Consider the following 25,812-nt stretch of genomic DNA (forward strand, 5'->3'; position numbering starts at 1 on the left):
GAGTCGCCAGGCGGATCCGGGATGTCCGGTTCCGTTCCGTGCTCCTGGACGGGGAGCGGGCGGTCGCGACACCTTCCGTGCCTGGTCACAGAGGTGACAGGGGGACGGACGGCCGTATGCGCCGCGATCGCCTGGACGGGGGGTTCCGGGGGTGTTCGGGGTGGCGCCGGGCGGCTGGGGCGAAGCGGTGGCAGCGCGTGTCAACAGCGTTATACGTTCCCGGCACACACGCACCACGCCCCATGTTCCGCACCACGGCGGTCCGCCGCCGCGTCAGGAGGCAGTCGCCCATGCCCGTTCCCGGTACCACCCCGCCCGCAGGCCCACTGGGCAGGTCGGCCCGCTATCTGCGCACCGTCGCGGAGCTGGCTCGCCATCCGTACGAGGGGACGGAGAACCTCTACCGGACCTACGGGCCGGTCTGGCGGTTAGGCTCCGGCAAGCTGGCGTACGTCTACCTGCTCGGGCCGGAGGCCAACCGGTTCGTCTTCGCGAACTCGCAGCTCTTCCGCTGGCGTGAGGCGTTCGAGCAGCTGATACCGGTGGACGGTGAGACGGCGCTGATCGTGAGTGACGGCGAGGAGCACCACCGCCGGCGCAGGCTGGTCGCCCCGGCCTTCCACCACCGCGAGGTGGACGGCTACGTGGAGATCATGCGGACCTTCGCCGACGAGGCGATCGACGCCTGGCGGCCGGGCCAGACCCTGGACGCCTACGAGGAACTCCGGTCGGTCATCCGCCGTATCACCGTCCGTGTGCTGTTCGGTGAGCGGCTCGCCGCGGACCAGCGCACGCTCGGCAGGCAGCTCCAGCTCGTCCTCGATCTGATCAACCAGTCCCCGCTGGTCCAGCAGGTGCAGCGGTGGGGGCTCCCGTCGTATCGCCGGGCCACCGCGGCGCGGGCCGAGGTGGCTCGCCGGGTCCTCACCGAGGTCGAGCACCGGCGCGCGCATCCGGACGAGGACCAGCACGACGTGCTCACCCTGCTGACGGCCGCCCGGGACGAGGACGGCGCGCGGCTGAGCGATGTGGAGATCATCGACCAGGTGGTCAGCCTGATCGCCGCGGGGTACGACTCGACCAGCGCCGCCATCGCCTGGGCCGTGCACGCCATGGCCCGAGACCCGAAGGTGTGGGAGCGGGCCCGCGCCGAGACGGAGGAGGTGCTGGGCTCCCGTCCGGTGACGGCGGCGGACCTCCCGAAGCTCCCCTATCTGGACCACGTGGTCAACGAGACGCTGCGGCTGTATCCGGCGGCGCCGTTCAACGCCCGGAAGGCGGCGGAGAGTTTCACCTTCGAGGGGCACCGGATCCCGCGGGGTGCGCTGATCGTGCTCAGCGCCTACGTCACCCACCGGCTTCCGGAGGTCTGGCGGGACCCGGAGAGTTTCCTCCCGGAGCGCTGGGATCCCGCCGAGCCGGGGTACCGCAAGGCGGGGCCGCACGAGTTCCTGCCGTTCGGTGGTGGTCCGCACCGCTGTATCGGCGCGACCTTCGCCTCCGTCGAGATGAAGGTGCTGCTCGCCCAGTTGGTGCGTCGCGTCTCCCTGCAACTCCCGAGGGTTCCGGCGAAGCCGGTGGGGTTCACGGTGATGCGTCCGGAGCGGCTTCCGGTGCGCGTCCGCTCCCGCGACTGAGCTGGGGTCTCGCAACGGCCTCCGGTGGTCTCGGGGCCGCCCCAGCCGCCGGGAGCGGCGGGGTCGCGGGCGGGCGGCCCTCAGGGGACCAGGATCACCTTGCCGACGTTCTGCCGCCGCTGGACGCGGTGGTGCGCGCGGGCGACCTCGGCGAAGGGGACGACCGAGTCGATGCGTGGGGTGATCGCGCCCTTCGCGTACAGCTCCAGCAGCCGGTCCATCTGCGGCGCGAGCAGATCCTGCCGGTCCCACATCCGGCCCATGTGCACCCCGGAGACCGAGCGGTTGTTGTTCATCAGGGACAGCGGTGAGAAGAACGGGGCGCTCACCCCCTGGCTCAGCAGTCGCAGGGGGTTGCGGCGCCGCTCCGTCGCCAGGTTGCTGAACCCGTAGGCCACGAGGCGCCCGGCGGGACGGAGCAGTTGGTAGCCGGTGCGCCAGTCGCGTCCGCCGAGGGCGTCGAACACCACGTCGACGCCCTCCCCGCGGGTCAGCCGCCGGACCTCGCGCGCGTAGTTCCTGGAGCGGTAGTCGATGGGGTGCGCGCAGCCCTCCTCGCGGATCGCGTCGTGCTTGGCGGCCGACGCGGTGCCGAAGACCACGGTGTCGTCCACCGTGCGGCAGAGCTGGAGCAGCGCGGTGCCCACCCCACCGGCGGCCTGGTGTACAAGGACCCGGTCGCCGGGGCGCAGGGCGGCCACCTGGAAGAGCATGTGGTGCGCCGTCAGGTAGTTGACGGGCAGTGCCGCGGCCTCCTCGAAACCCATCTCGTCCGGCATCGGGAGGGCCTGCGCGACCGGTACGCACACCGCCTCGGCCTGCGCCCCGAAGGAGCAGGCGGCCAGTACCCGGGTTCCGACGGCGGGTTCCTCGACGCCCTTCCCGAGGGCGTCCACCACTCCGGCCGCCTCGTAGCCGAGCACGCTGGGCAGCTTGGGGGCGTCCTGGTACAGCCCGAGACGGGTCATCAGCTCGGCGAAGGAGAGCCCTGCTGCGCGAACCCGGATACGTACCTCACCGGGCCCGGGCTCGGGTTCCGGGGTCTCCCGAACCTCCAGAGCCTCCTCCGGTCGGCCTGCCTTGGTGATCCACACGGCTTTCACGGGTCCTCCTCCCGGCGCGGCCGGTGCCCCCCGGCACCGGGACCAACCCGCCTCGCCGAGCCGACACACGTCAACACCGCGCTTTTCAGGCGCAGTTAGCCGCTCTGGTCCTCGGGAGTCGGGCGTCCGGGGAGTGTATCCGGGAGTGTCCAGAGCCGTTCGAGATACCGGTCGAGGACGTTGATCGCCCCGGTCGCGTCAAGGTGGCCGACGAGGACGTGGGCGGTGAGGCCGTCGGCGAGCGCCAGTAGCGCGTGAGCCTCCCGCTCGGCTGCTTCGGCGAGCTCCCCGGCGCCGGTGGGCGAGGGCAGCGCGGCGTGCAGCAGCCGCGTTAGGGCGGTGTGCAGAGCCGCGTAGTTCCGCCGGAGCACGGTGGCGAGGCTGGGTGCGACGGCGGCCTGTGCGAGGAACGCCAGCCAGACGCGGGCCTCCGCGCCCTGGTCCGGGTGGACCAGGGCCACTTCGGTCAGGGTGTGCCCGAGTCTGCTGCGGGCGGACTGTGCGGGGGAGGAGCCGATCCGCTCGCGGACGCGTCCCTCGACGCGTTCGCTGAGCCGGCCCAGCGCGAAGACCAGCATCTCCTCCTTGGTGCGGAAGCAGCGCTGGACCGCGCCCATGGAAACCCCGGCGCTGGCCGCCACGTCCCGCAGGGTCACGGCCTCCAGGCCGCGCTCCGCGGCGAGCCGGAAGACCGCCTCGGTGACCAGGTGGCGCCGGTTCTCGTGATCGATCTGACGGGGCACGTGTCTCTCCCGGCTCTGCGGTGCTCTCCACATCTTCGATGCGCTCGCATCGGAAACAGGGTACGGTGCCGAGCGTTCTGATGCGCATGCATCGGTACCTGTCGTCTGAGCGGGCCGCCGGGCGGCTCGTGGGAGGAGGTCGCGTGGAAGGCGAACTGTGGACCTGGGAGGCGACGGCGCTCGCCGCGGCCGTCCGGACCGGAGAGCTGAGCGCCCGCGAAGTGGTGGACAGCCATCTGGAACGGATCGCCGCGGTCAACCCCCAGGTCAACGCCCTCGCCCAACTCCAGGGCGACCGGGCCCGGGAGTCGGCGGCCGCCCTCGATCGCGCGCGGTCGGCTGGTCACGATCCCGGGCCGCTGGCCGGGGTGCCGTTCTCCGTCAAGGCGAGCCTCGACATCGAGGGAGTGCCCACCACACACGGAGCGCGGCACTTCGCCCGGGACCCGGCGCGGCGGGACGCACCTCCCGTCGCACGCCTCCGGTCGGCCGGGGCGATCCCGCTCGCGCACGGCAACATGCCGACCCTCACGCTCGCCGGGGTGCACTCCCGCAGCCAGCTCTTCGGGGACACGGCCAACCCGTGGAACGCCCAGGTGACGCCCGGCGGCAGCAGCGGCGGCGACGGCGCGGCGGTCGCCTCCGGCATGGTCCCGTTCGGGCTGGGGCAGGACGCGGGCGGATCGGTCCGGCTGCCCGCCGCGTTCTGCGGCGTGGCGGGACTCAAACCCAGCTCAGGGCGGTACCCGGCCGACCACCGGATCGGTCCGGAGGATCCGCCGCTGGGCTCCCAGGAGTTGGTGGTCGACGGGCCTCTCGCCCGCTCCACCGGAGACCTGCGCGCCATCCACCGGGTGCTGAGCGGCACCGATCCGCGCGACCCCCGGGCGCTACCCGTGCCGGTGAACCTCCCGGAGGTCGACGGTCCGATCCGGGTGGCGGTGGTCACCGATCCCGGCTGGGGCGTGCACCCCGACGTGCGGGCAGCGGTGGAGGCAGCGGCCGGCGCACTCTCGGACGCTGGATACCCGCTCGTCGAGGTGCCCGGGCCACCGATGCTGGAGGAGACGCTGGAGGCGTACGGACAGCTGGTGATGACGGAGTTCAGCGGTTCCTGGCCGCGGATCAGGACCTGTCTGGACGAGGAGGAACACCGGTACATCGAGTTCGGTATGGCGCGCACGGCCCCCGTCGGACTGGCCGAATACCTCAGGCTGACGGGCACGCGGCTGAGCGTCCGGCGGGCGTGGGCGGAGTTCCAGCGGGAGTATCCGCTGATGCTCGGGCCGGTCAGCACCGAGCCCGCGTTCCCGCCGGGCCTGGAGGCGCGGGACGCGGAGGGGCACCGCCGGGTGACCCAGGCGATCTCGCTCTGCTCGGTGACCTCGTTCGCCGGCCTGCCCTCCGCCGCCGTCAGCGGCGGGGTGTTCGGCGGGCTGCCGCAGGGCGTGCAGCTGATCGGCAGGGTGTTCCGGGAGGACCTGTGCCTGGACGCGGCGGCCGCGGTGGAGGCGCGGATCGGGCGGCTGGCCCCGGTGGGGCGCGGAGCGTAGTCCCGGGGGACGCGGGCTGTCACTTCCAGGTCCCCGCTCACCTGTCTGGCCGTACGATGGCGCGGTGCTGGTCAAGTGGATGCGTTGCACCGTCGTCGACCGACGCGGTTTCGAGCGGGGACAGCGGAAGTGGGCGGGGCTCCTGGGCGAACCCGGTTTCCGGGGTCAGGGCGGCGGGTGGAGCCGGGCCCGAGACGGTGTGGTGCACCTCTTCGGATTCTGGGAGAGCCGCGCTTTCTACGACTCGTTCGTGGCCCGCTCGCACGACCGGTTGCAGGCCGCCCAGGAGGGCACCTACCGGGACATGCGGGTGCGTCTCTTCGAGTACCGCTTCGATGTGAAGACCGGTTTCCGGCCCGACTTCACCGACGCCGACCTGCTGCGGGTCGCGCACTGCCGGGTGCGCAGCGACCGCGTCGAGCACTACACCCTGATGCAGGAGAAGGTCTGGAACCCCGCGATGGCCGGTTCGCCGGGCATGCTGCGTGGCGTCTTCGCACAGTCCCAGGCCGAGGACGAGTTCCTGGTGCTCTCGATGTGGAACTCGGCCGCCGAGCACGGGAAGTACCGCGCGGAGCGCGTCGAACGGCTGGCGCTCCGCGCGCAGACCGGAGCGGACGTGACCGCTGTTGCGGGAGACGTGATCGACCTTGAACCGTCGTGGACGGTATCGGCCTAAGGTGGGGTCATGGCACGTCCCCGCCGTATCGTCCTCCTCCGGCACGGAGAGTCGGAGGGCAACTCCGACGACACCATCTACGAACGGGTCCCGGACCACGCCCTCGCCTTGACCGAGCGCGGGACGCGGCAGGCCGCCGAGGCGGGGAAGTACCTGCGGGATCTCTTCGGGCAGGAACGCGTGTCCGCCTACGTCTCCCCCTACCGGCGCACCCGCGAGACCCTCACCGCCCTCGCGCTCGACCCCACGCTCCTCCGGGTCCGGGAGGAGCCGCGGCTGCGCGAACAGGACTGGGGCAACTGGCAGGACCGGGAGGACGTACGGAAGCAGAAGGCCTACCGGAACGCCTACGGGCACTTCTTCTACCGCTTCGCTCAGGGCGAGTCCGGCGCGGACGTCTACGACCGGGTCGGCGCCTTCCTGGAGAGCCTCTGGCGCAGCTTCGAGTCCCCGGACCACCCACCGAACGTGCTCCTCGTGACGCACGGCCTCACCATGCGGCTGTTCTGCATGCGCTGGCTGCACTGGACGGTTCCGCAGTTCGAAGCGCTGTCCAATCCGGAGAACGGCGCGACCCGCTCCCTGGTCCTCGGCCCGGACGGGCGTTACCGGCTCGACCGGCCCTTCGAACAGTGGTGCGTTCCGCACGCCTACGGCGAGCTGGAATAGCGGACTCGCGCGCAGCCACCATGCCGCGCCGGTACCGCACCGAAGTCCACGCCCCGAATCGCACATCCCGAGGTCCACGCTCCGAAGGTCGCGGCGTCCACGCGTCCCGCGAGTGACGTCCCGCGCCTCGTCCAGCGGGCGACGTGCCAGATTCCCACGGCCTCCGGAAAGATCGCGTGCGGCGCCCCGTCCTCCCCAGTCTCATGGTCGCCGCGCGGCGCCAGCACCCTGCCCGGTCGCCCGGTGGTGGCCTCCCCCAAGCGCGCGCCCCCACCGGGGAGTTCCTGCCTGACGTCGCGTTTCTCCACGGGGCCACTCCTCGCTCTCCGGGCCGGGGACGGGCCAGGAGGGCGGCAGCGCGCGCTCGCCGCCGCCCCACGTACGCACCGGGTCCGGTTCAGCGGGTGAGGCGAGGGGGCGGGTGCGTGGCCCGCGCCACCCGGCGTTACTCTGATCTCCGTCATGCCCTATGAGTCGCCCACGCACAGCGTTGAACGTTCGCTCCGTGCCACTACCGGAGCCAAGATCGTCGCGGGAGTCGACGAGGTCGGCCGCGGCGCCTGGGCCGGACCCGTGACCGTCTGCGCGGCCGTGACGGGTCTGCGTCGGCCCCCGGAGGGCCTCACCGACTCCAAGCTGATCACCGTCAAGCGGCGGAACGAACTGGCCGAGGCCCTGTACGGCTGGGTGTCGGCCTTCGCGCTGGGGCAGTCCTCGCCAGAGGAGATCGACGAACTGGGAATGACCGCCGCGCTCCGGCTGGCGGCCGTCCGCGCGCTGGAAGGGCTCCCCGAGCGACCCGACGCCGTCATCCTGGACGGCAAGCACGACTACCTCGGCGCCCCCTGGCGCGTGCGCACCGTGATCAAGGGCGATCAGTCCTGCGTCTCGGTCGCCGCCGCCTCGGTCATCGCCAAGGTGCGACGGGACGCGCTGATGGCCCAACTCGGCGGCGAGCACGCGGCGTTCGCCTTCCAGGACAACGCCGGGTACCCCTCGCCCGTCCACCGTGCGGCGCTTGAGGAACGTGGTCCCACCCCTCATCACCGGCTCTCCTGGGCGTACCTCGACGACCTGCCCCGCTGGCGGCACCTCAAGCGCACCAGGAGCGAACCGGTTGATCAACCCGGTCTGTTCTGAGTGGGGTACGGCCTCCGCCGCACCACGGGTTTCTCCCGGTGGCGGGCGCCATCCCCGCTGACATGTCCCACGATGCCGTTTGATAGACATCACTCCATGCCTCTCATCCCCGAGGAGCCTCAGATTCACGAGAGTGTCCCGGGTCCCCGCAACGCGACGGGACCGGCCCCAACTCGGCAGTCGACCCGTCCCGTCCCGCCGGTCCCCGGTCCCAGGTCCGCACCCGAACAGGTGGAGAACGGGCGCGGGAGGTCCGGCGGCGGACGCGCTTCCCACACCCCGACCCCCGCCTCCGGTGCGCGCACCGCCCAGATCCAGCTCGTCCCCGCCACGGAGTCGACCGCTGTCGCGGCGGCGGACGAGGCCGTTGACGCGCTGCTCGACGAGGGCCGCGCGCCCGGCGACATCCTGGTCCTCACCACGGGTGAACACCACCCCTGGGCGCAACACGAGCTGACCTTCGGTGAGGACGCCTACTGGCGCCAACTCGCCGAGGAGAGCGATGTGTTCTGTGCCCACGCCTCCGCGGCGCAGCGGGCCAGTTCCCGGGCCGTGGTGGTCTTGGCCGTGAACGGCGGGACCGACGAGGAGGTCACCGCCGCGCTTCCCGGCGCGCTGGGCCGCGCGCGGGAACAGCTCACCGTCTGCGGCGATCCGACGCGCCTGACTCAACTCCTCTGACCTGTCGCGCGTGCGGCGGCGGTCACCTGCACGGCTGGTGCGTGGCCGGGTCTCCTCCCGGGCTGTGCCTGACCTCATTGAGGTCCCACCTCCGTGACCGTCCTGATCGGTGGGTCGTGACGGGCGACCGCGCGCCTGGTTCACTGGTGCCACCGCGTCCCTTCGTGGGCCACCCGGTCACCTGGCGGTCCGGGCACGGCCCGGCGCCGCGCTGGCGACGGCGCGAGCCGGGCCACCGCGTGACGGGTGGGGGGTAGGACTTCCGTGACCCCTCCCGCTCGATGGTGGGGCTCGCCCCGGGGCGCGGTGCCGCGAGGCGAGGGTGGTCACACTCGGTGAACTGGCCGAGCACCCTCGCCGTCCGGTTGCATGGGGGCATGGGTGATCTGGAACTCCGTGCCGAAGCCGACGCCATCCTCGCCGAACTCGTCGGTGCCCCGGAGGGCAGGGCGCGGCTGCGAGAGGACCAGTGGCAGGCGGTCGCGGCACTGGTGGAGGAGCGTCGCCGTGCACTCGTGGTACAGCGCACGGGCTGGGGCAAGTCGGCGGTGTACTTCGTCGCCACCGCGCTGCTCCGGCGACGGGGCTCGGGCCCCACGGTGATCGTCTCTCCGCTGCTCGCGCTGATGCGTAACCAGGTGGACGCAGCGGCGCGGGCGGGTATCCGGGCGCACACCATCAACTCGGCCAACCCCGAGGAGTGGGACACCATCCAGGCGGAGGTAGAGCGCGGCGCGACCGACGTTCTGCTGGTCAGCCCGGAGCGCCTCAACTCGGTGGACTTCCGTGAACAGCTGCTGCCGAGACTCGCCGCCACGACCGGTCTGCTGGTCGTGGACGAGGCGCACTGCGTCTCCGACTGGGGCCATGACTTCCGCCCCGACTACCGACGACTGCGAGCCATGCTCGGAGAGCTGCCGAGCGGTGTTCCGGTGCTGGCGACCACCGCGACCGCCAACGCGCGCGTCACCGCGGACGTGGCGGAACAACTGGGTACCGGCGCGGGCGAGGCACTGGTGCTGCGCGGCCCGCTGGACCGGGAGAGCCTGCGGCTCGGCGTGGTGCGTCTTCCGGACGCGGCTCACCGCCTGGCCTGGCTCTCCGAGCACCTGGACGAGTTGCCGGGCTCCGGGATCATCTACGCGCTGACCGTCGCCGCCGCCGAGGAGGCGACCGCCTACCTCCGGCAGCGCGGCTTCGCCGTGGCCTGCTACACGGGGCGCACGGAGAACGTCGACCGTCTCCAGGCCGAGGACGACCTGCTGGCGAACCGGGTCAAGGCGCTGGTCGCGACCTCGGCGCTGGGCATGGGGTTCGACAAGCCGGACCTGGGTTTCGTGGTGCACCTCGGCTCGCCCTCCTCGCCGATCGCCTACTACCAGCAGGTCGGACGCGCGGGTCGGGGGGTAGAGCACGCTGACGTGCTGCTGCTGCCGGGTAAGGAGGACGAGGCCATCTGGCGCTACTTCGCGGACACCGCCTTCCCGCCCGAGGCGCAGGTTCGCCAGACTCTCTCGGCTCTCGACGGCGCCGGACGGCCGATGTCCGTTCCGGCGCTGGAGGCCGCCGTGGACCTGCGGCGCGCTCGGCTCGAAATGATGCTGAAAGTGCTCGACGTGGACGGCGCCGTGCGACGGGTGAAGGGCGGATGGGAGAGCACCGGGCGTCCCTGGACGTACGACACGGAGCGGTACGCCTGGGTGGCGCGGCAGCGGGCCGCCGAACAGCAGGCCATGCGCGACTACGTGAACACGGCCGAGTGCCGGATGGAGTTCCTGCGCCGCCAGTTGGACGACGACGGAGCGAAGCCATGCGGACGGTGTGACACCTGCGCGGGCGCCTGGGTGGAGTCCGGCGTCTCGGAACAGACCCTCACGGCGGCGGAGAAGGAGCTGGACCGGCCCGGGGTACCGGTCGAACCGCGCCGCATGTGGCCGACGGGGATGCCTGCCGTGGGCATCGACCTGAAGGGGCGTATCCCGGCCGAGGAACAGTGCTCCACCGGACGCGCGCTGGGACGGCTCTCGGACATCGGCTGGGGCAACCGACTCCGTCCGTTGCTGGCCGAGAACGCCACCGACGGGCCCGTGCCGGACGATGTGCTGCGTGCCGCGGTGGCGGTCCTCGCCGACTGGGCGCGGTCCCCCGGCGGTTGGGCGGCGGACGTACCGGACACCTCGGCCCGCCCCGTGGGCGTCGTGGCGCTGCCGTCCCGCACGCGCCCACGACTGGTCGAGTCCCTGGCCCGCGGAATCGCGGAGGTCGGCCGGATGCCGCTGCTCGGTACGTTGACCGACACCAGGCCGCACGGCGCGCACGCGGCTCACCGGAGCAACTCCGCGCAGCGGCTGAGGGCGCTGTCCGGCTCCTTCGCCGTGTCCGGGGAACTGACGGCAGCACTGGCGAGCGCGCCGGGCCCCGTCCTGCTCGTGGACGACTCCACCGACTCCGGCTGGACCCTGGCGGTCGCCGCGCGGTTGCTCCGGCGGGCTGGCAGCGGACCGGTGCTTCCGCTGGTGCTCGCCACATCGGGCTGACTCCCCGGGAAGTCCCGCACTGACCCTCCTGGCCGACCCGAGTGGGCGGTCCCCGAGCCGCCGGAGGCCGCCGCCGAGCCATCGCGTCACCCCGGCCAGACGGCGGGGAACGGAGCCGCTCGTCGCGGCCGCCCGCCGCACGACGCGGCTCGTGGGCGGGCGACCAGCGCTTCTCGGGGAGCACGCGCACCCCTGAGCCCGGTGGCCTGGGAGCCCGAAGCCACTCCTACACGGGGGCCGGTTGTCGCGACCACCTTCACTTCTGCTGCGCGGCCCAGACGGCGTCTGAGCGGAAGTGCGGGCCCCGGGGGCAGGGTGACTTCCGGCGAACCAGCGCCTGCTGGTGACGCCACGCCGCCGATGAGGGCAGAAACGGCACGAGGAGGGACGCGGAGCGGGTCGCTGACCGCGCGGTGGGATCCGCCGTCGCTCCCACGGTGCTTCCCGGCGCCGTTGTTCAGACGGGCGGCGCTGGCGACCGTCGCCACGCTGGCCCCGATGACGACCTGACTCGCCACCGTCGTCGGGCGTTACCCGGGCAGGGGTGATCCGGCGCGGACAGGAGAGACACCGCGGCCCACGGTATCCACCGCCCTCGGCTCCCGCCGGGGAGTGCCGCATGACGGAGGTACCGGGCCCCGGCCCGGCGTTGACCGGGGATGTGAGAAGCCGTCCCGCGCAGAGCGGCGGATGTGACCCGGGGCCGTTCTCGTCGTCGCGGTGCTGTTCGTCGCCCGACTCCTCCGCGACGGTGGTTTCTGGCTCGCCACGAACCTCCGGCTCCTCGCGTTGGGTGCCCTCGTCATGCGTTTCGCGCTCCTCCGTTCCTGGCACGTCCCGGCGGATGAGACAGGGGCCGTGCGTGTCCCGCACGTGAACTCTGCTTCGGCGGGCGCTTCCAGACGAGGCGGCCGAACGCGCGGTGGTGCCGCTGCCGCGCGAGTGGGAACACCGCACCCGGCGCTTCGGGGACGGCGATGGCCGTTCCGCCTCAACAGCGGTCGGATCGGGTTTGCTCCCGGTGCCGGGAAGGGGCTCGCGGATGTCGCGTGCCCGGCGGGTGTCAGGGAGATCGGGCTCATCTGTCGACCACCGCGTTCCCGTGACGTGGGAGCGGCCGCGTTTCGGTGCGGTAGCGGGTGGGCGAACGGTCCGCACGGAGCGGTAGGACAGAGCGGATGTGGCTGCGTTCCGCAGCCCGAAGTGGCGCATGTCCCTATGCAATCGGATACACCGGGTATCAGCGAATCCGTCATCCACAACCCCCCGAAGTCGTATGACGAACGTTCGGTCCTGTGGATGACTCACGACGTGAGTCGGGCGTTTTGCTCCACTCTCCTCGCATGACACAGCACAGCGACAACCAGCCCAACAACCAGCCCACCGCTGAGTACGGCGCGGGAAACCAGCCGGGAGCGGAGCAGCCGGCAGCGTGTGGCGACGGCGAGCGGACGGCGGCTTCGGTATCCGTGGGGCGGGAGATTCTGGTGCGGGGGCCGGGCGACCTCGCGGAAGCTCTCCCGTACCTCCTCGGATTCCAGCCCGACGACTCCCTGGTCGTCATCGCGCTGCACGGCGAACGAGGCCGATTCGGAGGCCGCGTACGGCTCGGAATTCCGAAGGACCCGGCCGAGTGGTCGGCGGTCGCGGCCGAGGTGGCGCTCTGCCTGGAGGTCAACGCGACAGCCCCCGGCGAGAAGCCGGACGGGGCGGTGCTCTTCCTGTGCCAGGACCCGAGGCCGGGCGAGGACGGAGCGGACGTGATGCAACGGTTGCGTCCGCTGGCGCAGCTGCTGCGCACTGCTTGCGGAGAGCGGGACACTCCGGTCTACGAGGCTCTGTGCCTCTCGGCTGGCCGGTTCTGGTCCTACTGCTGTCCGGATCCGGAGCGCTGTCCCACCGAGGGCGGTCGACTCTCCCCGCCCGGCACGTCCGCCATGGCCCTGGCCTTCGACGACCCCGCGACACCTCGGTCGCTTCGCGTGATGGAGCGCCGACTGAGTCCCCTCACCTCCTCCCTGGCCGAGGAACAACGACGTGCCCTGGACACCGCGGTGGCCGAACTGGTTCCCCAGATGCTCGGTGCCGAGGGGCCCAGGGAACTCCGGGAGAAGACCAGGGAACTCGTCGCGGGAGTGGTGACGCGATTCCGGCGGGAGTGCGACGCGCCAGCGACCCAGGCGGCGGCGGACGCCCGGGACGACGCCCTGCTGAGCCACGAGGAGGCCGCGACTCTGATCATCGGCCTCCAGGACCGCAAGGCCCGTGACCAGGCGGCGGAATGGGGTGACGACCGGGACGCGGAACCCGCGTTGCGGGTCTGGCGAGCCCTCGCCCGCCGCTGCGTCGACCCCTACGCCGCGCAGGCGGCGGCGCCCCTGACCCTCGCCGGGTGGGTGGCGTGGGCCAGCGGGGACGAGGCCGCCGCGCGGGTGGCCCTGGGGCGGGCTCTCCGTGTCGACCCCGAGTACCTGTTCGCGCGCCTACTCCATCAGGCGTGCAACGAGGGGCTCGATCCGGAGCGTGTGCGCCACTGCCTGCGCGAGGAGCGCCGTACCCGTGAGACGGCCGACCCCGAAACGCACTGAGCCGATGTACGCGGCCGACCGTGACCGCCGGCAGCTCACCCCCGTTCAGTTAGGCGGCGAATACCGCGTGTCCGCGCCCCGTCCCGGCGGATCGTCCCCTGACGCGAGACGTTCCGGCGGACCTCGGAGAACAGAAACCGGAGGAAGGCGTATGTCAACGGCCGCCCCGAGGATCCCCCCACCGTTCGGAGCCCCCGAGCGTGGGCGTCCGAGCCCTCGACGGACCGCTGCCTCGACCCCGCCGAAGGGTACGGGGCCGGTCCACCACCGCTCCGCGCACGCGGCACTGATCGGCGTCGCCGCACCCGCCGTCGCGGTGTCCGGTCCCGACGGTCAGCTGCGGGGAACAGGGATGGAAGGGTTCTACCGGGCGGGACGCAGAACGCTCAGTCAGTGCTGGGTGATGCTGGCTGGCGAGCAGCCGATCGCCCTCGACGGGCGGATGGTCAACTCGTCGGAAGCACGGTTCCTGGCGACGGCGCCTACCCCGCCCGGGGCGGGCCCCGATCCGGTCATCACCGTGGAGCGTCTGCGCTCAGCCGTCGGCACCGAGCGGGTCACCGTTCGCAGCGCGGCCGATCGGCGTCTGCGTGTTCCGCTGGAGGTCCGGCTCGCCTGCGATCTCGCCGAGTTGGGCGCCGTCGCGGTAGGCAGAGAGGTCCCGTCGCTGTCCGCCTCGGTCTCGGGGCCCGGGCTGAGCTGGAGCGCGGAGGGCCTCAAGGTCACCGCGGCGGCCGAACCCGGCCCCGACGCGATCTGGGCGAGATCCGGACTGCTCTGCTGGGACTGGGAGCTGGAGCCGGGAGAGAGCCGCACCGTGCTGCTCACGATCGCTCTTCAGCCCGCTCCGGATACCTCCGAGATGACGACGGCATCATCTCCGGAAGGAAGGCGAGGGCTGACCGGTCCGAGGTCTGCCCCACCGCCCGCACACTGGGCGCTGGCCGAGGTGGACGCTGACGACGCGACCGCCCGGCCCCTGTTCCGTACCAGTCTGAACGACCTGGGCGGGCTGCTGCTCCGTGATCCGGAGCGACCGGCCGACGTCCACCTCGCCGCGGGCGCGCCCTGGCGGTGCGTGTTCTCACCCGCGGAGTCCCTGCGTGCCGCACGAATGCTGCTCCCGCTGGGAACCGCCCTGGCAGCGGGCACCCTGCGGACCCTCGCCCGCGGGCAACGTACCGAGCCCGGCCCGGAGTCGGGACGCCTGCCCGGGCCACTGCGACACGGCGGGCCCGGAATGCCGCCCTGTTGCACGGGCATCGAGGCGACGCTCCTCTTCCCCACGGTGCTGGCGGAGGCCCGCTTCTGGGGACTGCCCGAGTCGGAGGTCGAAGCCCTGCTGCCGGTGACGGTTCGCTGTCTCGAATGGATGACGCGGGTCGCGGAAGAGGGGTACGTCCCGGATCCGGAGCCCGGAGGACCGTACCGGTGCGTGGTCCAGGCCCAGGCGTACCGTGCGGCGCTGTTGGGCGCCGAACTGCTCGACGCGCACGGGTGGGGTGACGGCGCGGGTCTGCGGGAGTTCGCTGCTGCGCTCCGCAAGCGTTTCCTGGAGGACTTCTGGCCCGAGGAACTCCAGGAGGAGCAGCCCTTCGCGCAGCGGTACCGGGACGGGCGCACGGTCAGCCGGCTCGGTGGTTCGATCGCGGAACTCCTCGACACCGGACTGGTCTCCGGCGGGCGGATGGCGTCCGGGCTGCTCGACCCAGTTCGTACGCGACGCCTGACGGAGCTGCTCAGCGGACCGTCCCTCGACTCAGGCCGCGGACTGCGGAGCCTCGGCACGGACGATCCCGCGTTCAACCCGTTCGGGCACCATGCCGGGGCCGTGCACACTGGTGAGAGCGTGCTCGCCGCCGTCGGTCTGGCCAGTGCGGGCTGTGAGAAGGAGGCCGCGGCTCTGGTGCGCGGGACGCTCGACGCGGCGGTGGCCTTCGGACGACGGCTCCCGGAGATGTACGCCGTGGACGCGCGGGGTGGCGAGCGGACCGTTGTGCCGCACCCCGTCGCGTGCCGTCCCAGCGCCGTGGCCGCGGCGGGGATCGTGCACCTGGTCACTGCCGTCGCCGGGCTGCGTCCGGACGTCCCCGGTGGCTCGGTCACGCTGCGGCCGATGGCCTCCGCTCCGCTGGGGGCGGTGCGGCTCAGCGGGTTGAGTGTCGGTCAGCGTCCGTTCAGCGTCCGTGTGAGCGCGGAGGGCATGGGACTGGTCGAGGAGGCGGCGGATTCACTACGCCTTGGCGGGTGCCAGAGATGAGGTCCGCCCCTCGTCGAGGGCGCGGTGAAGGTCCGGGGAACGCCCTTTTTCACGTCAGGCGGACAACTATGATCACGCCATGCCCTATGAGCCGTCGGCCCACCCTCCTTTCGCAGTCACTGTTGACCTGGTGGTGCTCGCCGTTCGGCGGCACGCGCTGTGCGCGCTGGCTCTGCGGCGTGGGGACGCGCCCTTCGCCGGACGTTGGGCCCTACCCGGTGGCTTCGTCCGTGGCGATGAGGACCTGGCGGCAGCGGCGGCACGCGAGCTCACCGAGAAGACTGGTATGCGAGTTCAGGGACGACCTGGTGAGGAGCACGCCGGAGCGCATCTGGAGCAACTCGCGACCTATGGCGACCCGCATCGTGATCCTCGGGCGCGTGTGGTCAGCGTTGCTCATCTGGTGCTCGCTTCGCAGTCCGGCGCCCAGGACGTCGCTTCGCGGACCGCGGCCCAGCTCGCCGCCAGCGCTCAGGAGGCGAGCTGGGTCGAGGTCGGCACCCTGCTCGGCGGCGGTGAGTCAGCGGAGAGCGGTGGCGAGACGGAGCCCGCACTCGCCTTCGACCACGGCACGATCCTGCTCGACGGGGTGGAACGAGCCCAGTCGAAGATCGAGTACTCCTCGCTCGCCACGGCGTTCTGCCCACCCGAGTTCACCGTTGGTGAGCTGCGCCGGGTCTACGAGGCGGTGTGGCGCGTGACCCTGGACCCGCGGAACTTCCATCGCAAGGTGACGGGCACTCCCGGGTTCCTGCTGCCGACTGGAGGGACGACCACCCGTCAGGGGGGACGGCCCGCTCAACTGTTCAAGGCCGGCGGTGCCACGTTGCTGAACCCGCCCATGCTGCGGCCGGAGGTGTGACCGGAGGCGGGTCGGACCGCGGTTCGCACGCCGCACTCAAGCCTCGATAGGCCGCGTTACGCGGAAAATTGCGCATATCGGGCTATCTTTCACGGGACCTCATGTTCCCCTGGGAGAAGCGATGATCCAGGCCATCGGCATCACCAGCGTGCGCCGGCGGCAACGGCCCCTGGCCGTCGACGACCTCACCTTCGAAGCCCACCCCGGCAGGATCACGGTGCTGCACGGGCCCAGCGGCGCGGGCAAGACGAGCGCGCTGCGACTGATGCTCCAACTCCGCTCGGGGCGGGGGACAGCGCTCTTCCGCGGGCGGCCGATGAGCCGGATCCGCCATCCGCATCGTGAGGTGGGTGTGCTGCTCGGCGATGTCGCGGGGCATCCCGGCCGCACGGTGCGGGGCCACATGCGCATGCTGGGGCCGGTGGTCGGTGTGCCGCCGGTGCGCGCCGAGGAGGTGCTCGACGTGGTGGGGCTGAACGGTCTCGCGGACCACAGGCTCGGTGGCTTCTCGCTCGGCATGGGCCGGAGACTGGGGGTGGCCGTCGCTCTGCTCGGCGATCCCCATACCCTCGTGCTGGACGAGCCCGCGGACGGGCTTTCGGGTCGTGAGACGAGTTGGCTGCACGGCCTGCTCAGGAGCTTCGCCGGGCAGGGCGGAACCGTGCTGATGACGTGTCCCGATCCGGAGGAGGCGGCCAGATTCGGCGACCACGTGCTGTCCCTGACTCAGGGGCGGCTGGTAGCGGACGAGTCGGTGAGCGATTTCGCCCGGGCCCGGCTGCGTCGAGTCGTCGTGGCGCACAGCCCGGAGGCGAGACGGCTCGCTTCCGTGCTGCCCCAGGGCGGCGAAGTCCCGGTCGTGGGCGATGAGTTCCGGCGCGTGCGCGTGTCGGAGGACGGTTTCCGCGTCTCGGTCTTCGACAGCGACTGCGCGACCGTGGGGCGCATGGCGCACCACCATGGCATCCCGCTGCACCGGCTCTCGGAGGAGCCGGGATTCGCGCCGTCCGCTCTCCGGGAATCCACGGCGACGGTCGCGTCCGCCCGTCAACTCGGGGTCCGTCCGCCTCGCTCGGCGCCGGTCACCTCGGCCGCTCAGCCGGTGATCCTCCCGGCCGGGAGGGCCGGTAGTGGCGGGTCCCCGATCGGTGCGCACGCGGTCGCTCCACTCACGGCGACCGACCCGAGCGTGCCGACGCCGTCGGCTCGCTCCGCGGCAGCCCCGCTCTCCGGCCCGTCGCGGTTCCCGGAGCCCACCCCGTTCGCGGAGGGGGAGCCCGGCGAGGCGGTGACGGATCCCGCGGGGACCGGTGCGGAGCACACTGGTGAGGACGGCGGTGAGCCGACCCAGTCACTTCCCGCCCCCCTTCCGGCCGTGCCCCGGCCGGGGCCGGTGGCCCCGCTCCGCTACGAACTCCGCAGGCTGCTCGGGCTTCGGGCGACGTGGCTGGTGCTGGCTGGCGCCGTACTCGCCTCTTTCACCGTGGCGCTCGTGACGGCCGCCGCGGGGACGCCGGGGTCTGGGGGAGCGGGGGTGCCGCTCTCCCCGGCGGTGCGTCTGCTGACCGGATGGCCCGCCACCGGTGTCGTCCTGCTGCCTCCCGCGGTGCTGGCGGCCGGGTGGCTGGGGGCGCTGGCGTTCGGTCAGGAGTTCCGCTACCCCGCTCTCGCACCACTCGCTGGCTGGTCCCGGCTGCTGCTGGCCAAGTCGCTCGTCTCAGCGGTCGTCGCGAGTCTGCTGGCCGCGGGCACGGCACTGGTGAACGGCTCCGCGCTGGTGGTGTTGTTCGGGCCCGGGGCCCTCGCCCCGCGCTCCGGCGGTCCCGGCTGGCTCGTGGAGTGGGCCGCGGTGGTGCTGCTCGGCATCGGGTGCTCGTGGTGCGCGCTGCTGGCCGCCGCGGTGTTCCGCGCCTCCTGGGCCGGGGCGCTGGCCGTGCTGTCCGTCCCGTTGCTCGCCGCCACGGCGGAGGGGCCGTTGGGCGCCCTCGCCTCGGCGCTCTGCGAGGTCCTCGACGGAGCGGGGCTGGTGATCTCGTCTCTCGGGGCGGCCGGTCCCGCGGCGTGGCTGGAGAAGGCGGCGGAAGGTGTCTCCCAGCCGTTCGCTGGGGCGCTCCTGCTGGTCCTCGTGACGCTCTGGTGCGGATTCCTCTGCGCGCTGCCCAGGCGGGGACGGCCGTAGCGGGTTCGCCGAACGCTTCGGGGGTTCGCGATGGAACTGGTGTGTGTGCGGGCCACCGTGCCGGATCCGCGTCCTCGGGCCCGAATCACGGCCCTGACAAGCCCATTTCCCGGCAATAGGCCGTCAATTGCGGGGACATCAGCGATCACCCTTTCGTGTTTTTTTCACCAAATTCCTCAAGGGGGCTCCAGGGGCCGCCGACAAAGGATGCGTGACTACCCTTGCGCACTCCATGATGACCGCGGGCCGCCCCGCCGATTCCGGCCTCGTTGGCCCGGGCGAGCTCGACCGCTACACGTACGCCGAGTCAACCGGGACTCCGCGTGTGACGACCAACGCGCCCGCCTGGGAGAGTTCTGAGGCTGATGTGAATCGAGTAGGTCGCCGAGCCGCCGGAAACCGTGGGCGTGGGCTGCACGGTCAACTCGTCCAGCAACTCGGCCAGATGATCGTCTCTGGCGATCTGGGAGCGGACCGGCCTCTGGTTCCCGAGGAGATCGGGCAGCGCTTCGAGGTCTCCCGCACCGTCGTCCGTGAGTCGCTGCGGGTCCTGGAGGCCAAGGGGCTCGTGAGCGCGCGGCCCAACGTCGGGACCCGGGTTCGTCCCGTGAGCGACTGGAACCTCCTCGACCCGGACATCATCGAGTGGCGTGCCTTCGGGCCGCAGCGCGAGGGTCAGCGCAGGGAACTCTCCGAACTCCGGGGAACCATCGAGCCGCTGGCGGCTCGGCTCGCCGCCGAGCAGGGCCGGGACGAGGTACAGCAGCGCCTGGCTGAGATGGTGGAGATCATGAGGCACGCGCTGGGGCAGGGGGACAACCTCACCTTCTCGCGCGCCGACGCCGAGTTCCACGGCCTGCTGTTGCAGTCCGCCGGGAACCGGATGCTGGAGCACCTGTCCGGCATCGTCGCCTCCGCCCTCCAGGTCTCGGGGGGACCGGCAAGCGGCTGTGAACTCCTCACCGAGTCCGCCGTCGAACACCACCGGCGGGTCGTCGAGGCGCTGTCCGAGGGGGACGGAACGGAGGCGGAGTCAGCGATGCGTCAGCTGCTGGCCGTGCATCCGGAGACCCCCGCGCAGTCCCCGGCGTCCTCGGCCGGATCGGCCGCCGCCGGACAGCAGGTGCCCAGCGGCGCGGCCCCCGGAGCCGATCACGTGGTCCCCGCACCCCGGGAACACTGACCGCGTTCCGCCAGTAGCCGCGGCGGCGAGTTCGCCCCGTACACCGCCTCCGCCGTCCGCACCACCCGCCGGGTGGTGCGGACGGCGGAGGCGTGTTTCGTGACTGATTCATGCCGGTGTAAGACGGTTCATCGCCATACCTGGTGTGACTCGGGCCACGTGAATTGGGCGTAACGCTTCGTGTCCCAGCGCGATGACTCAAGAGGTGACAGCGGAGGAAGGAATACCAAAGCCGCGTGTGGCGCTCGCGCTATGTGCGGTGTGGGTCTCTCCACCGCTCAGCCCGCCCCGTCGGTTCACTCGCGCCGACGGTCCGCCGTTTCCATCGTTCCGAGAGGTTGTTCGTGTCGGCCAGCACATCCCGTACGCTCCCCGCGGAGATCGCCGAGTCCGAGTCCGTGATGGCCCTCATTGAGCAGGGAAAGGCTGAGGGGCAGATCGCAGGCGACGATGTGCGTCGGGCCTTCGAGGCTGATCAGATTCCGCCGACCCAGTGGAAGTCCGTGCTCCGCAGCCTCAACCAGATTCTGGATGAGGAGGGTGTGACGCTGATGGTGAGCGCCGCGGAGGCGCCGAAGCGCACTCGCAAGAGCGTGGCGGCCAAGACCCCGGCCAAGCGCACAGCCACCAAGACGGTCGCCGCCAAGTCCAGCGCGAAGAAGCGCACCGAGAGCGCCCCCGCCGCCGCGCCCGTCGGCGCGACCGCCGCCAGCGCGACCGAGGCCGCCCCGGTGGCGGCTGCCGAGGCGCCGGTCAAGCCCGCCGCGAAGAAGGCGGCGGCCCCCAAGAAGGCCACCGCGGCCAAGAAGACCGCGAAGAAGGCCGCCACCTCCGCCAAGAAGACCGCCGAGACCAAGAAGTCCGTGGTCGACGAGTTGCTGGACGGCGAAGAGGAGCTCATCGAGGAGCTCCCGCCGAGCCCAGGTGGTAAGCCCGGTGCGGAGGACGGTCCCGCGACCGAGGGCAAGAACGAGAACGAGGGGTTCGTCCTCTCCGATGATGACGAGGACGACGCTCCGGCCCAGCAGGTGGCCGCCGCCGGTGCCACCGCCGACCCGGTCAAGGACTACCTGAAGCAGATCGGCAAGGTTCCGCTGCTCAACGCCGAGCAGGAGGTGGAGCTCGCCAAGCGGATCGAGGCGGGGCTGTTCGCCGAGGACAAGCTCGCTCCGGTGGACAAGCTCGCCCCCAAGCTCCAGCGCGAGCTGGAGATCATCGCGGAGGACGGGCGACGCGCGAAGAACCACCTGCTGGAGGCCAACCTCCGCCTCGTGGTCTCGCTGGCCAAGCGGTACACGGGGCGGGGCATGCTCTTCCTGGACCTGATCCAGGAGGGGAACCTCGGCCTCATCCGGGCCGTCGAGAAGTTCGACTACACCAAGGGCTACAAGTTCTCGACCTACGCGACGTGGTGGATCCGCCAGGCGATCACCCGTGCCATGGCCGACCAGGCCCGCACCATCCGCATTCCGGTGCACATGGTCGAGGTGATCAACAAGCTCGCGCGGGTGCAGCGGCAGATGCTCCAGGACCTGGGCCGCGAGCCCACTCCGGAGGAGCTGGCCAAGGAACTCGACATGACCCCGGAGAAGGTCGTCGAGGTCCAGAAGTACGGTCGCGAGCCGATCTCCCTGCACACCCCGCTCGGCGAGGACGGCGACAGCGAGTTCGGTGACCTCATCGAGGACTCCGAGGCGGTCGTCCCGGCTGACGCGGTGAGCTTCACGCTGTTGCAGGAGCAGTTGCACTCCGTTCTCGACACGCTCAGTGAGCGCGAGGCCGGTGTGGTCTCCATGCGCTTCGGCCTCACCGACGGCCAGCCCAAGACGCTGGACGAGATCGGGAAGGTCTACGGCGTCACGCGGGAACGCATCCGGCAGATCGAGTCGAAGACGATGTCGAAGCTGCGCCACCCGTCCCGTTCCCAGGTGCTCCGCGACTACCTGGACTGACGGCGCCTTCCAGCACGGCGAGAGGGCCGGCGGCACCCCGGATCGGGGCCGCCGGCCCTCTCGCCGTTCCGGTGACGGGCGGGGTGCCGCGGGGGATGCGGTGGGCGGTGAACCGGTCACGCACCGTGCTTACAGTTCCGGATGCGCGAGTGGACAGCCGGACTCACGCTGGGTGTTCCCATGGTTCCGTGCCGTCAGGAGGTCGTCGCGTATGCGATGCCGTCGGTTGCGCAGTGCTTTCCCAGCCCTCGTTCCGCTGCTGCTCGGGGCTCTCCTGGTGGCGCTCCTCGCCCCGGCCGCCGAGGGTCGTGGACGAGCGGGGGCCGATACCGGCCCCCGCTTTCCGGATGTGGTCGCCAAGGACGGGCTGGTGGTCGGTGGGGCGCCGGTCGGCACCCGCGAGCATCCGTGGGCGGTGGCGCTCAGCAGCCGCGACCGGTTCGGGGCTGGCCGTTCCGGCCAGTTCTGCGGGGGAGTGGTCGTCGGGGTGCGGACGGTGATCACCGCGGCGCACTGCCTCAGCGAGAAGGTCCTGGGGGTCGATCGGCGGAAGGTCGCGGACCTGCGCGTGATCCAGGGCCGCGACGATCTCGGTGGGCGCACCGGGAGGGAGATAGCCGTCGAGGGGACCTGGGTCAACCCGGACTACGACAGCTGGACGAACGCCGGTGACGTGGCCGTACTCCGGCTGCGGGAGGGCCTGTCGCCCCGGGACGTGGTGCCCATGGCGCGCGCCGGTGACCGGCGGTACCGCCCCGGCACCGAAGCCATGGTGTTCGGCTGGGGGGACACCGACGGCAACGGACGGTACGCCACGGAACTGCGGGCCGCCCGGGTGCGGGTGCTGCCGGACGCGGACTGCTCGCGGGCGTATCCGGGTGGTGCGGACGGGACCTACAGGAAGGCGTCCATGGTCTGCGCCGGGCTGGAGGACGGCGGCCGGGACGCCTGCCAGGGGGACAGCGGCGGGCCGCTGGTCGCGGAAGGGCGTCTGATCGGCCTGGTGTCCTGGGGTGCCGGATGCGGCCAGCGCGGGTATCCCGGGGTCTACACCCGGGTCTCGGCCATCGCCTCGCTCGTCCGCGCGCACGGCTCCCGCTGAGCGGGGCGCGATCGGCCGGAAGCGGTACGGGACGGCGCCGGAAACAGGACAGGGGCGGTGCGCTGGTGGCGCACCGCCCCTGTCATCGAGTGGACGCAGGCGGTTGTCTAGGGGGCTGTCGCCGCTACGGCCTGGTCATCGCTCGTCTTCCGCGGCGGTGGGCGAAGCGGTCAGCTTCTCCGTCTCGTCCTGTATCTCCGCGGCGATCTTCTTGAGCTCGGGCTCGAACTTGCGGCCGTGATGGGCGCAGAACAGCAGCTCTCCGCCACTGAGCAGGACGACCCGCAGGTATGCCTGAGCGTTGCAGCGGTCACAGCGGTCAGCGGCCGTCAGTGGAGTCGCGGGGGTCAGAACAGTAGTCACGTCGCCTCTTCTCTAGCTCGACGAGCTGTCGTACCAGGGTCAACATCCAACCGGGCCGAAAACGTTCCCGCCCTGGCCAATTTTTTCTCGGAGCGAGCTCCTGGGCGGCCGGGATGTTGCCGGTGGCGGCGAATGAGCCGTATTGCAGGGATTGCTTGGTGCGCGATCTGTGGTTGTTGTGCGGTTGGCTGCCCTCGGAACCAGCGTGCTTCCCAGCGGTTCGTTCATGAGGACGTGCCCGGAGCCTAAACGGTTCATGCCTGGATGGGAACGTGATGTTCGTGTCACCCGGCCGAATTATCGAACGTGCTATCGAGTGTGGGCTAGCATGGCGCTTCCCCTGGGTGGCGTGCCACGCGCTGTCCTGGGGCTCGGTACCCTCTGACCCGGCGAACCAGCCATCCGCAGCAGAATTCAGCGAGGAGCGAACCGCGTGACCGCCGAGACGTCCGTTCCGTCCACCGCCGTGCTCACCGGGGCCGACCGGGATGGTGGTGGCAACTACACCGCGCGGCATCTGCTCGTCCTTGAGGGACTGGAGGCGGTGCGGAAGCGTCCCGGCATGTACATCGGGTCGACGGACAGTCGCGGTCTGATGCACTGCCTGTGGGAGATCATCGACAACTCCGTCGACGAGGCCCTCGGCGGCTACTGCGACCGCATCGAGGTGATCCTGCACGACGACGGCTCGGTCGACGTCCGGGACAACGGCCGGGGGATCCCGGTGGACGTGGAGCCCAAGACGGGGCTGTCCGGCATCGAGGTCGTGATGACCAAGCTGCACGCCGGCGGGAAGTTCGGTGGCGGCTCCTACGCCGCCTCGGGCGGTCTGCACGGGGTGGGCGCCTCCGTGGTGAACGCGCTCTCCGCGCGGCTGGACGTCGAGGTGGACCGCGGTGGCCGTACCCACGCGATCAGCTTCCGGCGGGGCGTCCCGGGGATCTTCACCGAGTCCGGACCGGACGCGCCGTTCGACCCGTCGGCGGGGCTCCTCAAGGGGAAGAAGGTGCCCAAGACCCGGACCGGAACCCGGGTGCGGTACTGGGCCGACCGCCAGATCTTCCTCAAGGACGCCCGGCTCTCCCTGGAGACCCTGCGGGCCCGGGCGCGGCAGACGGCGTTCCTGGTACCGGGGCTGACCCTGCTGGTGCGGGACGAGCGCGGTATAGAGGGCGCGGAGCCGACCGAGGAGATCTTCCGGTACGACGGCGGCATCAGCGAGTTCTGCGAGTACCTCGCGCCGGACAACGCCGTGTGCGACGTGGTGCGGTTGCGGGGGAGCGGCACCTTCAAGGAGACCGTCCCGGTGCTGGACGAGCTGGGGCACATGATCCCCACCGAGGTGCAGCGGGACCTGGGCGTGGACATCGCGCTGCGCTGGGGGACGGGGTACGACAGCACCCTGCGGTCGTTCGTCAACATCATCGCGACGCCCAAGGGCGGCACCCACGTGTCCGGGTTCGAGCGCTCGGTGACCAGGACGGTCAACGAGGCGCTCCGTTCGGCCAAGTTGCTGCGCGTCGCCGATGACGACGTGGTGAAGGACGACGCGATGGAGGGGCTCACCGCGGTCGTCACCGTCCGGCTGGCCGAGCCGCAGTTCGAGGGGCAGACCAAGGAGGTGCTGGGTACCTCGGCCGCCTCCCGGATCGTCGCGCAGGTGGTCTCCAGGGAGCTGAAGTCGTTCCTGACCTCCACCAAGCGGGACGCGAAGGCGCAGGCCAGGTCGGTGCTGGAGAAGGTGGCCGCGGCTGCGCGCACGCGTATCGCGGCCCGGCAGCACAAGGAGGCGCAGCGGCGCAAGACCGCCCTGGAGTCCTCCGCGCTCCCCGCGAAGTTGGCGGACTGCCGGAGCGACGACGTGGAGCGCGGTGAACTGTTCATCGTTGAGGGGGACTCGGCGCTGGGTACCGCGAAGCTCGCCCGGAACTCCGAGTTCCAGGCGCTGCTGCCGATCCGGGGCAAGATCCTCAACGTCCAGAAGTCGTCCGTCTCGGACATGCTCAAGAACGCCGAGTGCGGAGCGATCATCCAGGTCATAGGGGCCGGATCGGGGCGGACCTTCGACATCGACCAGGCGCGTTACGGCAAGGTCATCTTCCTCGCCGACGCCGACGTGGACGGCGCGCACATCCGCTGCCTGCTGCTCACTCTCTTCCAGCGCTACATGCGGCCGATGGTGGAGGAGGGCCGGGTCTTCTCCGCCGTGCCGCCGCTGCACCGGATCGAGCTGGTCAAGCCCAAGAAGGGGCAGGAGAAGTACCTCTACACCTACTCCGACAACGAGCTGCGGCAGACGCTGCTGGAGCTGGAGCGGAAGAACGTCCGCTACAAGGAGTCGATCCAGCGGTACAAGGGTCTGGGTGAGATGGACGCCGACCAGCTGGCGGAGACCACCATGGACCCCCGTCGGCGTACGCTCCGCCGGATCAACATCAGCGACCTTGAGGCCGCGGAGCAGGCGTTCGACCTTTTGATGGGCAGTGAGGTCGCGCCGCGCCGGGAGTTCATCAGCTCCTCGGCGGCCACGCTCGACCGCTCCCGTATCGACATCTGACCTCCGGAGTCCGGGCCGCCGGGC

Annotated in this window: 18 protein-coding genes; 15 read left to right on the top strand and 3 right to left on the bottom strand. The window is 71.4% G+C overall.

Going from position 1 to position 25,812, the window contains the following annotated elements:
- Positions 1–290: 290 nt before the first annotated feature.
- Positions 291–1,637: a cytochrome P450 gene (locus E0L36_RS13935; RefSeq protein ID WP_180929340.1), complete on the top strand. Its 1,347-nt coding sequence runs from the start codon at positions 291–293 to the stop codon at positions 1,635–1,637.
- A gap of 80 nt (positions 1,638–1,717) precedes the next feature.
- Here the strand turns inward: E0L36_RS13935 and E0L36_RS13940 are convergent, their stop codons facing one another.
- Together E0L36_RS13940 and E0L36_RS13945 are read right to left on the bottom strand one after the other, a co-directional pair.
- A complete protein-coding gene (locus tag E0L36_RS13940; RefSeq protein WP_180929341.1) occupies positions 1,718–2,740 on the bottom strand; it encodes a medium chain dehydrogenase/reductase family protein in 1,023 nt (340 codons plus the stop codon).
- A 95-nt stretch (positions 2,741–2,835) separates the two neighbouring features.
- Positions 2,836–3,483, bottom strand: coding sequence for a TetR/AcrR family transcriptional regulator (locus tag E0L36_RS13945; protein WP_180929342.1), 648 nt, complete (start codon positions 3,481–3,483; stop codon positions 2,836–2,838).
- 143 nt (positions 3,484–3,626) lie between these two features.
- On the opposite strand from E0L36_RS13945, the gene E0L36_RS13950 reads away from it, so the two are divergent.
- The 13 genes from E0L36_RS13950 (at position 3,627) to E0L36_RS14010 (ending at position 22,868) form a co-directional block, all read left to right on the top strand.
- Positions 3,627–5,036, top strand: a complete 1,410-nt coding sequence (locus E0L36_RS13950; protein ID WP_308416753.1) for an amidase family protein — start codon at positions 3,627–3,629, stop codon at positions 5,034–5,036.
- Between the two features lie 64 nt (positions 5,037–5,100).
- On the top strand, positions 5,101–5,715 hold the full coding sequence (locus E0L36_RS13955; protein ID WP_180929343.1) for a YdbC family protein: 615 nt from the start codon (positions 5,101–5,103) through the stop codon (positions 5,713–5,715).
- 9 nt (positions 5,716–5,724) lie between these two features.
- Positions 5,725–6,384 (top strand): histidine phosphatase family protein, encoded by a 660-nt coding sequence (locus E0L36_RS13960; protein ID WP_180929344.1) that lies wholly within the window; start codon positions 5,725–5,727, stop codon positions 6,382–6,384.
- Between the two features lie 462 nt (positions 6,385–6,846).
- A complete protein-coding gene (locus tag E0L36_RS13965) occupies positions 6,847–7,524 on the top strand; it encodes a ribonuclease HII (protein WP_180929345.1) in 678 nt (225 codons plus the stop codon).
- A 231-nt stretch (positions 7,525–7,755) separates the two neighbouring features.
- On the top strand, positions 7,756–8,205 hold the full coding sequence (locus E0L36_RS13970; RefSeq protein ID WP_308416754.1) for a hypothetical protein: 450 nt from the start codon (positions 7,756–7,758) through the stop codon (positions 8,203–8,205).
- A 377-nt stretch (positions 8,206–8,582) separates the two neighbouring features.
- The gene (locus E0L36_RS13975; RefSeq protein ID WP_180929994.1) at positions 8,583–10,742 is read left to right on the top strand and encodes a RecQ family ATP-dependent DNA helicase; all 2,160 of its coding nucleotides are present in this window, start codon (positions 8,583–8,585) and stop codon (positions 10,740–10,742) included.
- Positions 10,743–12,085: 1,343 nt separating this feature from the next.
- Positions 12,086–13,330, top strand: coding sequence for a DUF4192 domain-containing protein (locus E0L36_RS13980; RefSeq protein ID WP_180929347.1), 1,245 nt, complete (start codon positions 12,086–12,088; stop codon positions 13,328–13,330).
- A gap of 352 nt (positions 13,331–13,682) precedes the next feature.
- A complete protein-coding gene (locus E0L36_RS13985; protein WP_374705535.1) occupies positions 13,683–15,590 on the top strand; it encodes a glycogen debranching N-terminal domain-containing protein in 1,908 nt (635 codons plus the stop codon).
- Between the two features lie 79 nt (positions 15,591–15,669).
- A complete protein-coding gene (locus E0L36_RS13990) occupies positions 15,670–16,452 on the top strand; it encodes an NUDIX hydrolase (RefSeq protein WP_180929349.1) in 783 nt (260 codons plus the stop codon).
- A gap of 121 nt (positions 16,453–16,573) precedes the next feature.
- Positions 16,574–18,631, top strand: a complete 2,058-nt coding sequence (locus E0L36_RS13995; protein WP_180929350.1) for an ATP-binding cassette domain-containing protein — start codon at positions 16,574–16,576, stop codon at positions 18,629–18,631.
- Positions 18,632–18,863: 232 nt separating this feature from the next.
- Positions 18,864–19,814, top strand: a complete 951-nt coding sequence (locus tag E0L36_RS14000; protein ID WP_374705549.1) for a FadR/GntR family transcriptional regulator — start codon at positions 18,864–18,866, stop codon at positions 19,812–19,814.
- 344 nt (positions 19,815–20,158) lie between these two features.
- Positions 20,159–21,766 (top strand): RNA polymerase sigma factor, encoded by a 1,608-nt coding sequence (locus E0L36_RS14005; protein ID WP_180929352.1) that lies wholly within the window; start codon positions 20,159–20,161, stop codon positions 21,764–21,766.
- A 211-nt stretch (positions 21,767–21,977) separates the two neighbouring features.
- Positions 21,978–22,868: a trypsin-like serine protease gene (locus tag E0L36_RS14010; RefSeq protein ID WP_180929353.1), complete on the top strand. Its 891-nt coding sequence runs from the start codon at positions 21,978–21,980 to the stop codon at positions 22,866–22,868.
- 135 nt (positions 22,869–23,003) lie between these two features.
- On the opposite strand, the gene E0L36_RS14015 is transcribed toward E0L36_RS14010, so the two are convergent.
- Complete coding sequence (locus E0L36_RS14015) at positions 23,004–23,231, bottom strand: hypothetical protein (RefSeq protein WP_180929354.1); 228 nt, start codon at positions 23,229–23,231, stop codon at positions 23,004–23,006.
- 433 nt (positions 23,232–23,664) lie between these two features.
- On the opposite strand from E0L36_RS14015, the gene E0L36_RS14020 reads away from it, so the two are divergent.
- Positions 23,665–25,788 (top strand): type IIA DNA topoisomerase subunit B, encoded by a 2,124-nt coding sequence (locus E0L36_RS14020; RefSeq protein WP_180929355.1) that lies wholly within the window; start codon positions 23,665–23,667, stop codon positions 25,786–25,788.
- Positions 25,789–25,812 lie beyond the last annotated feature (24 nt).

Source organism: Streptomyces sp. AJS327, assembly GCF_013450295.1.
Taxonomy (GTDB): Bacteria; Actinomycetota; Actinomycetes; order Streptomycetales; family Streptomycetaceae; genus Streptomyces.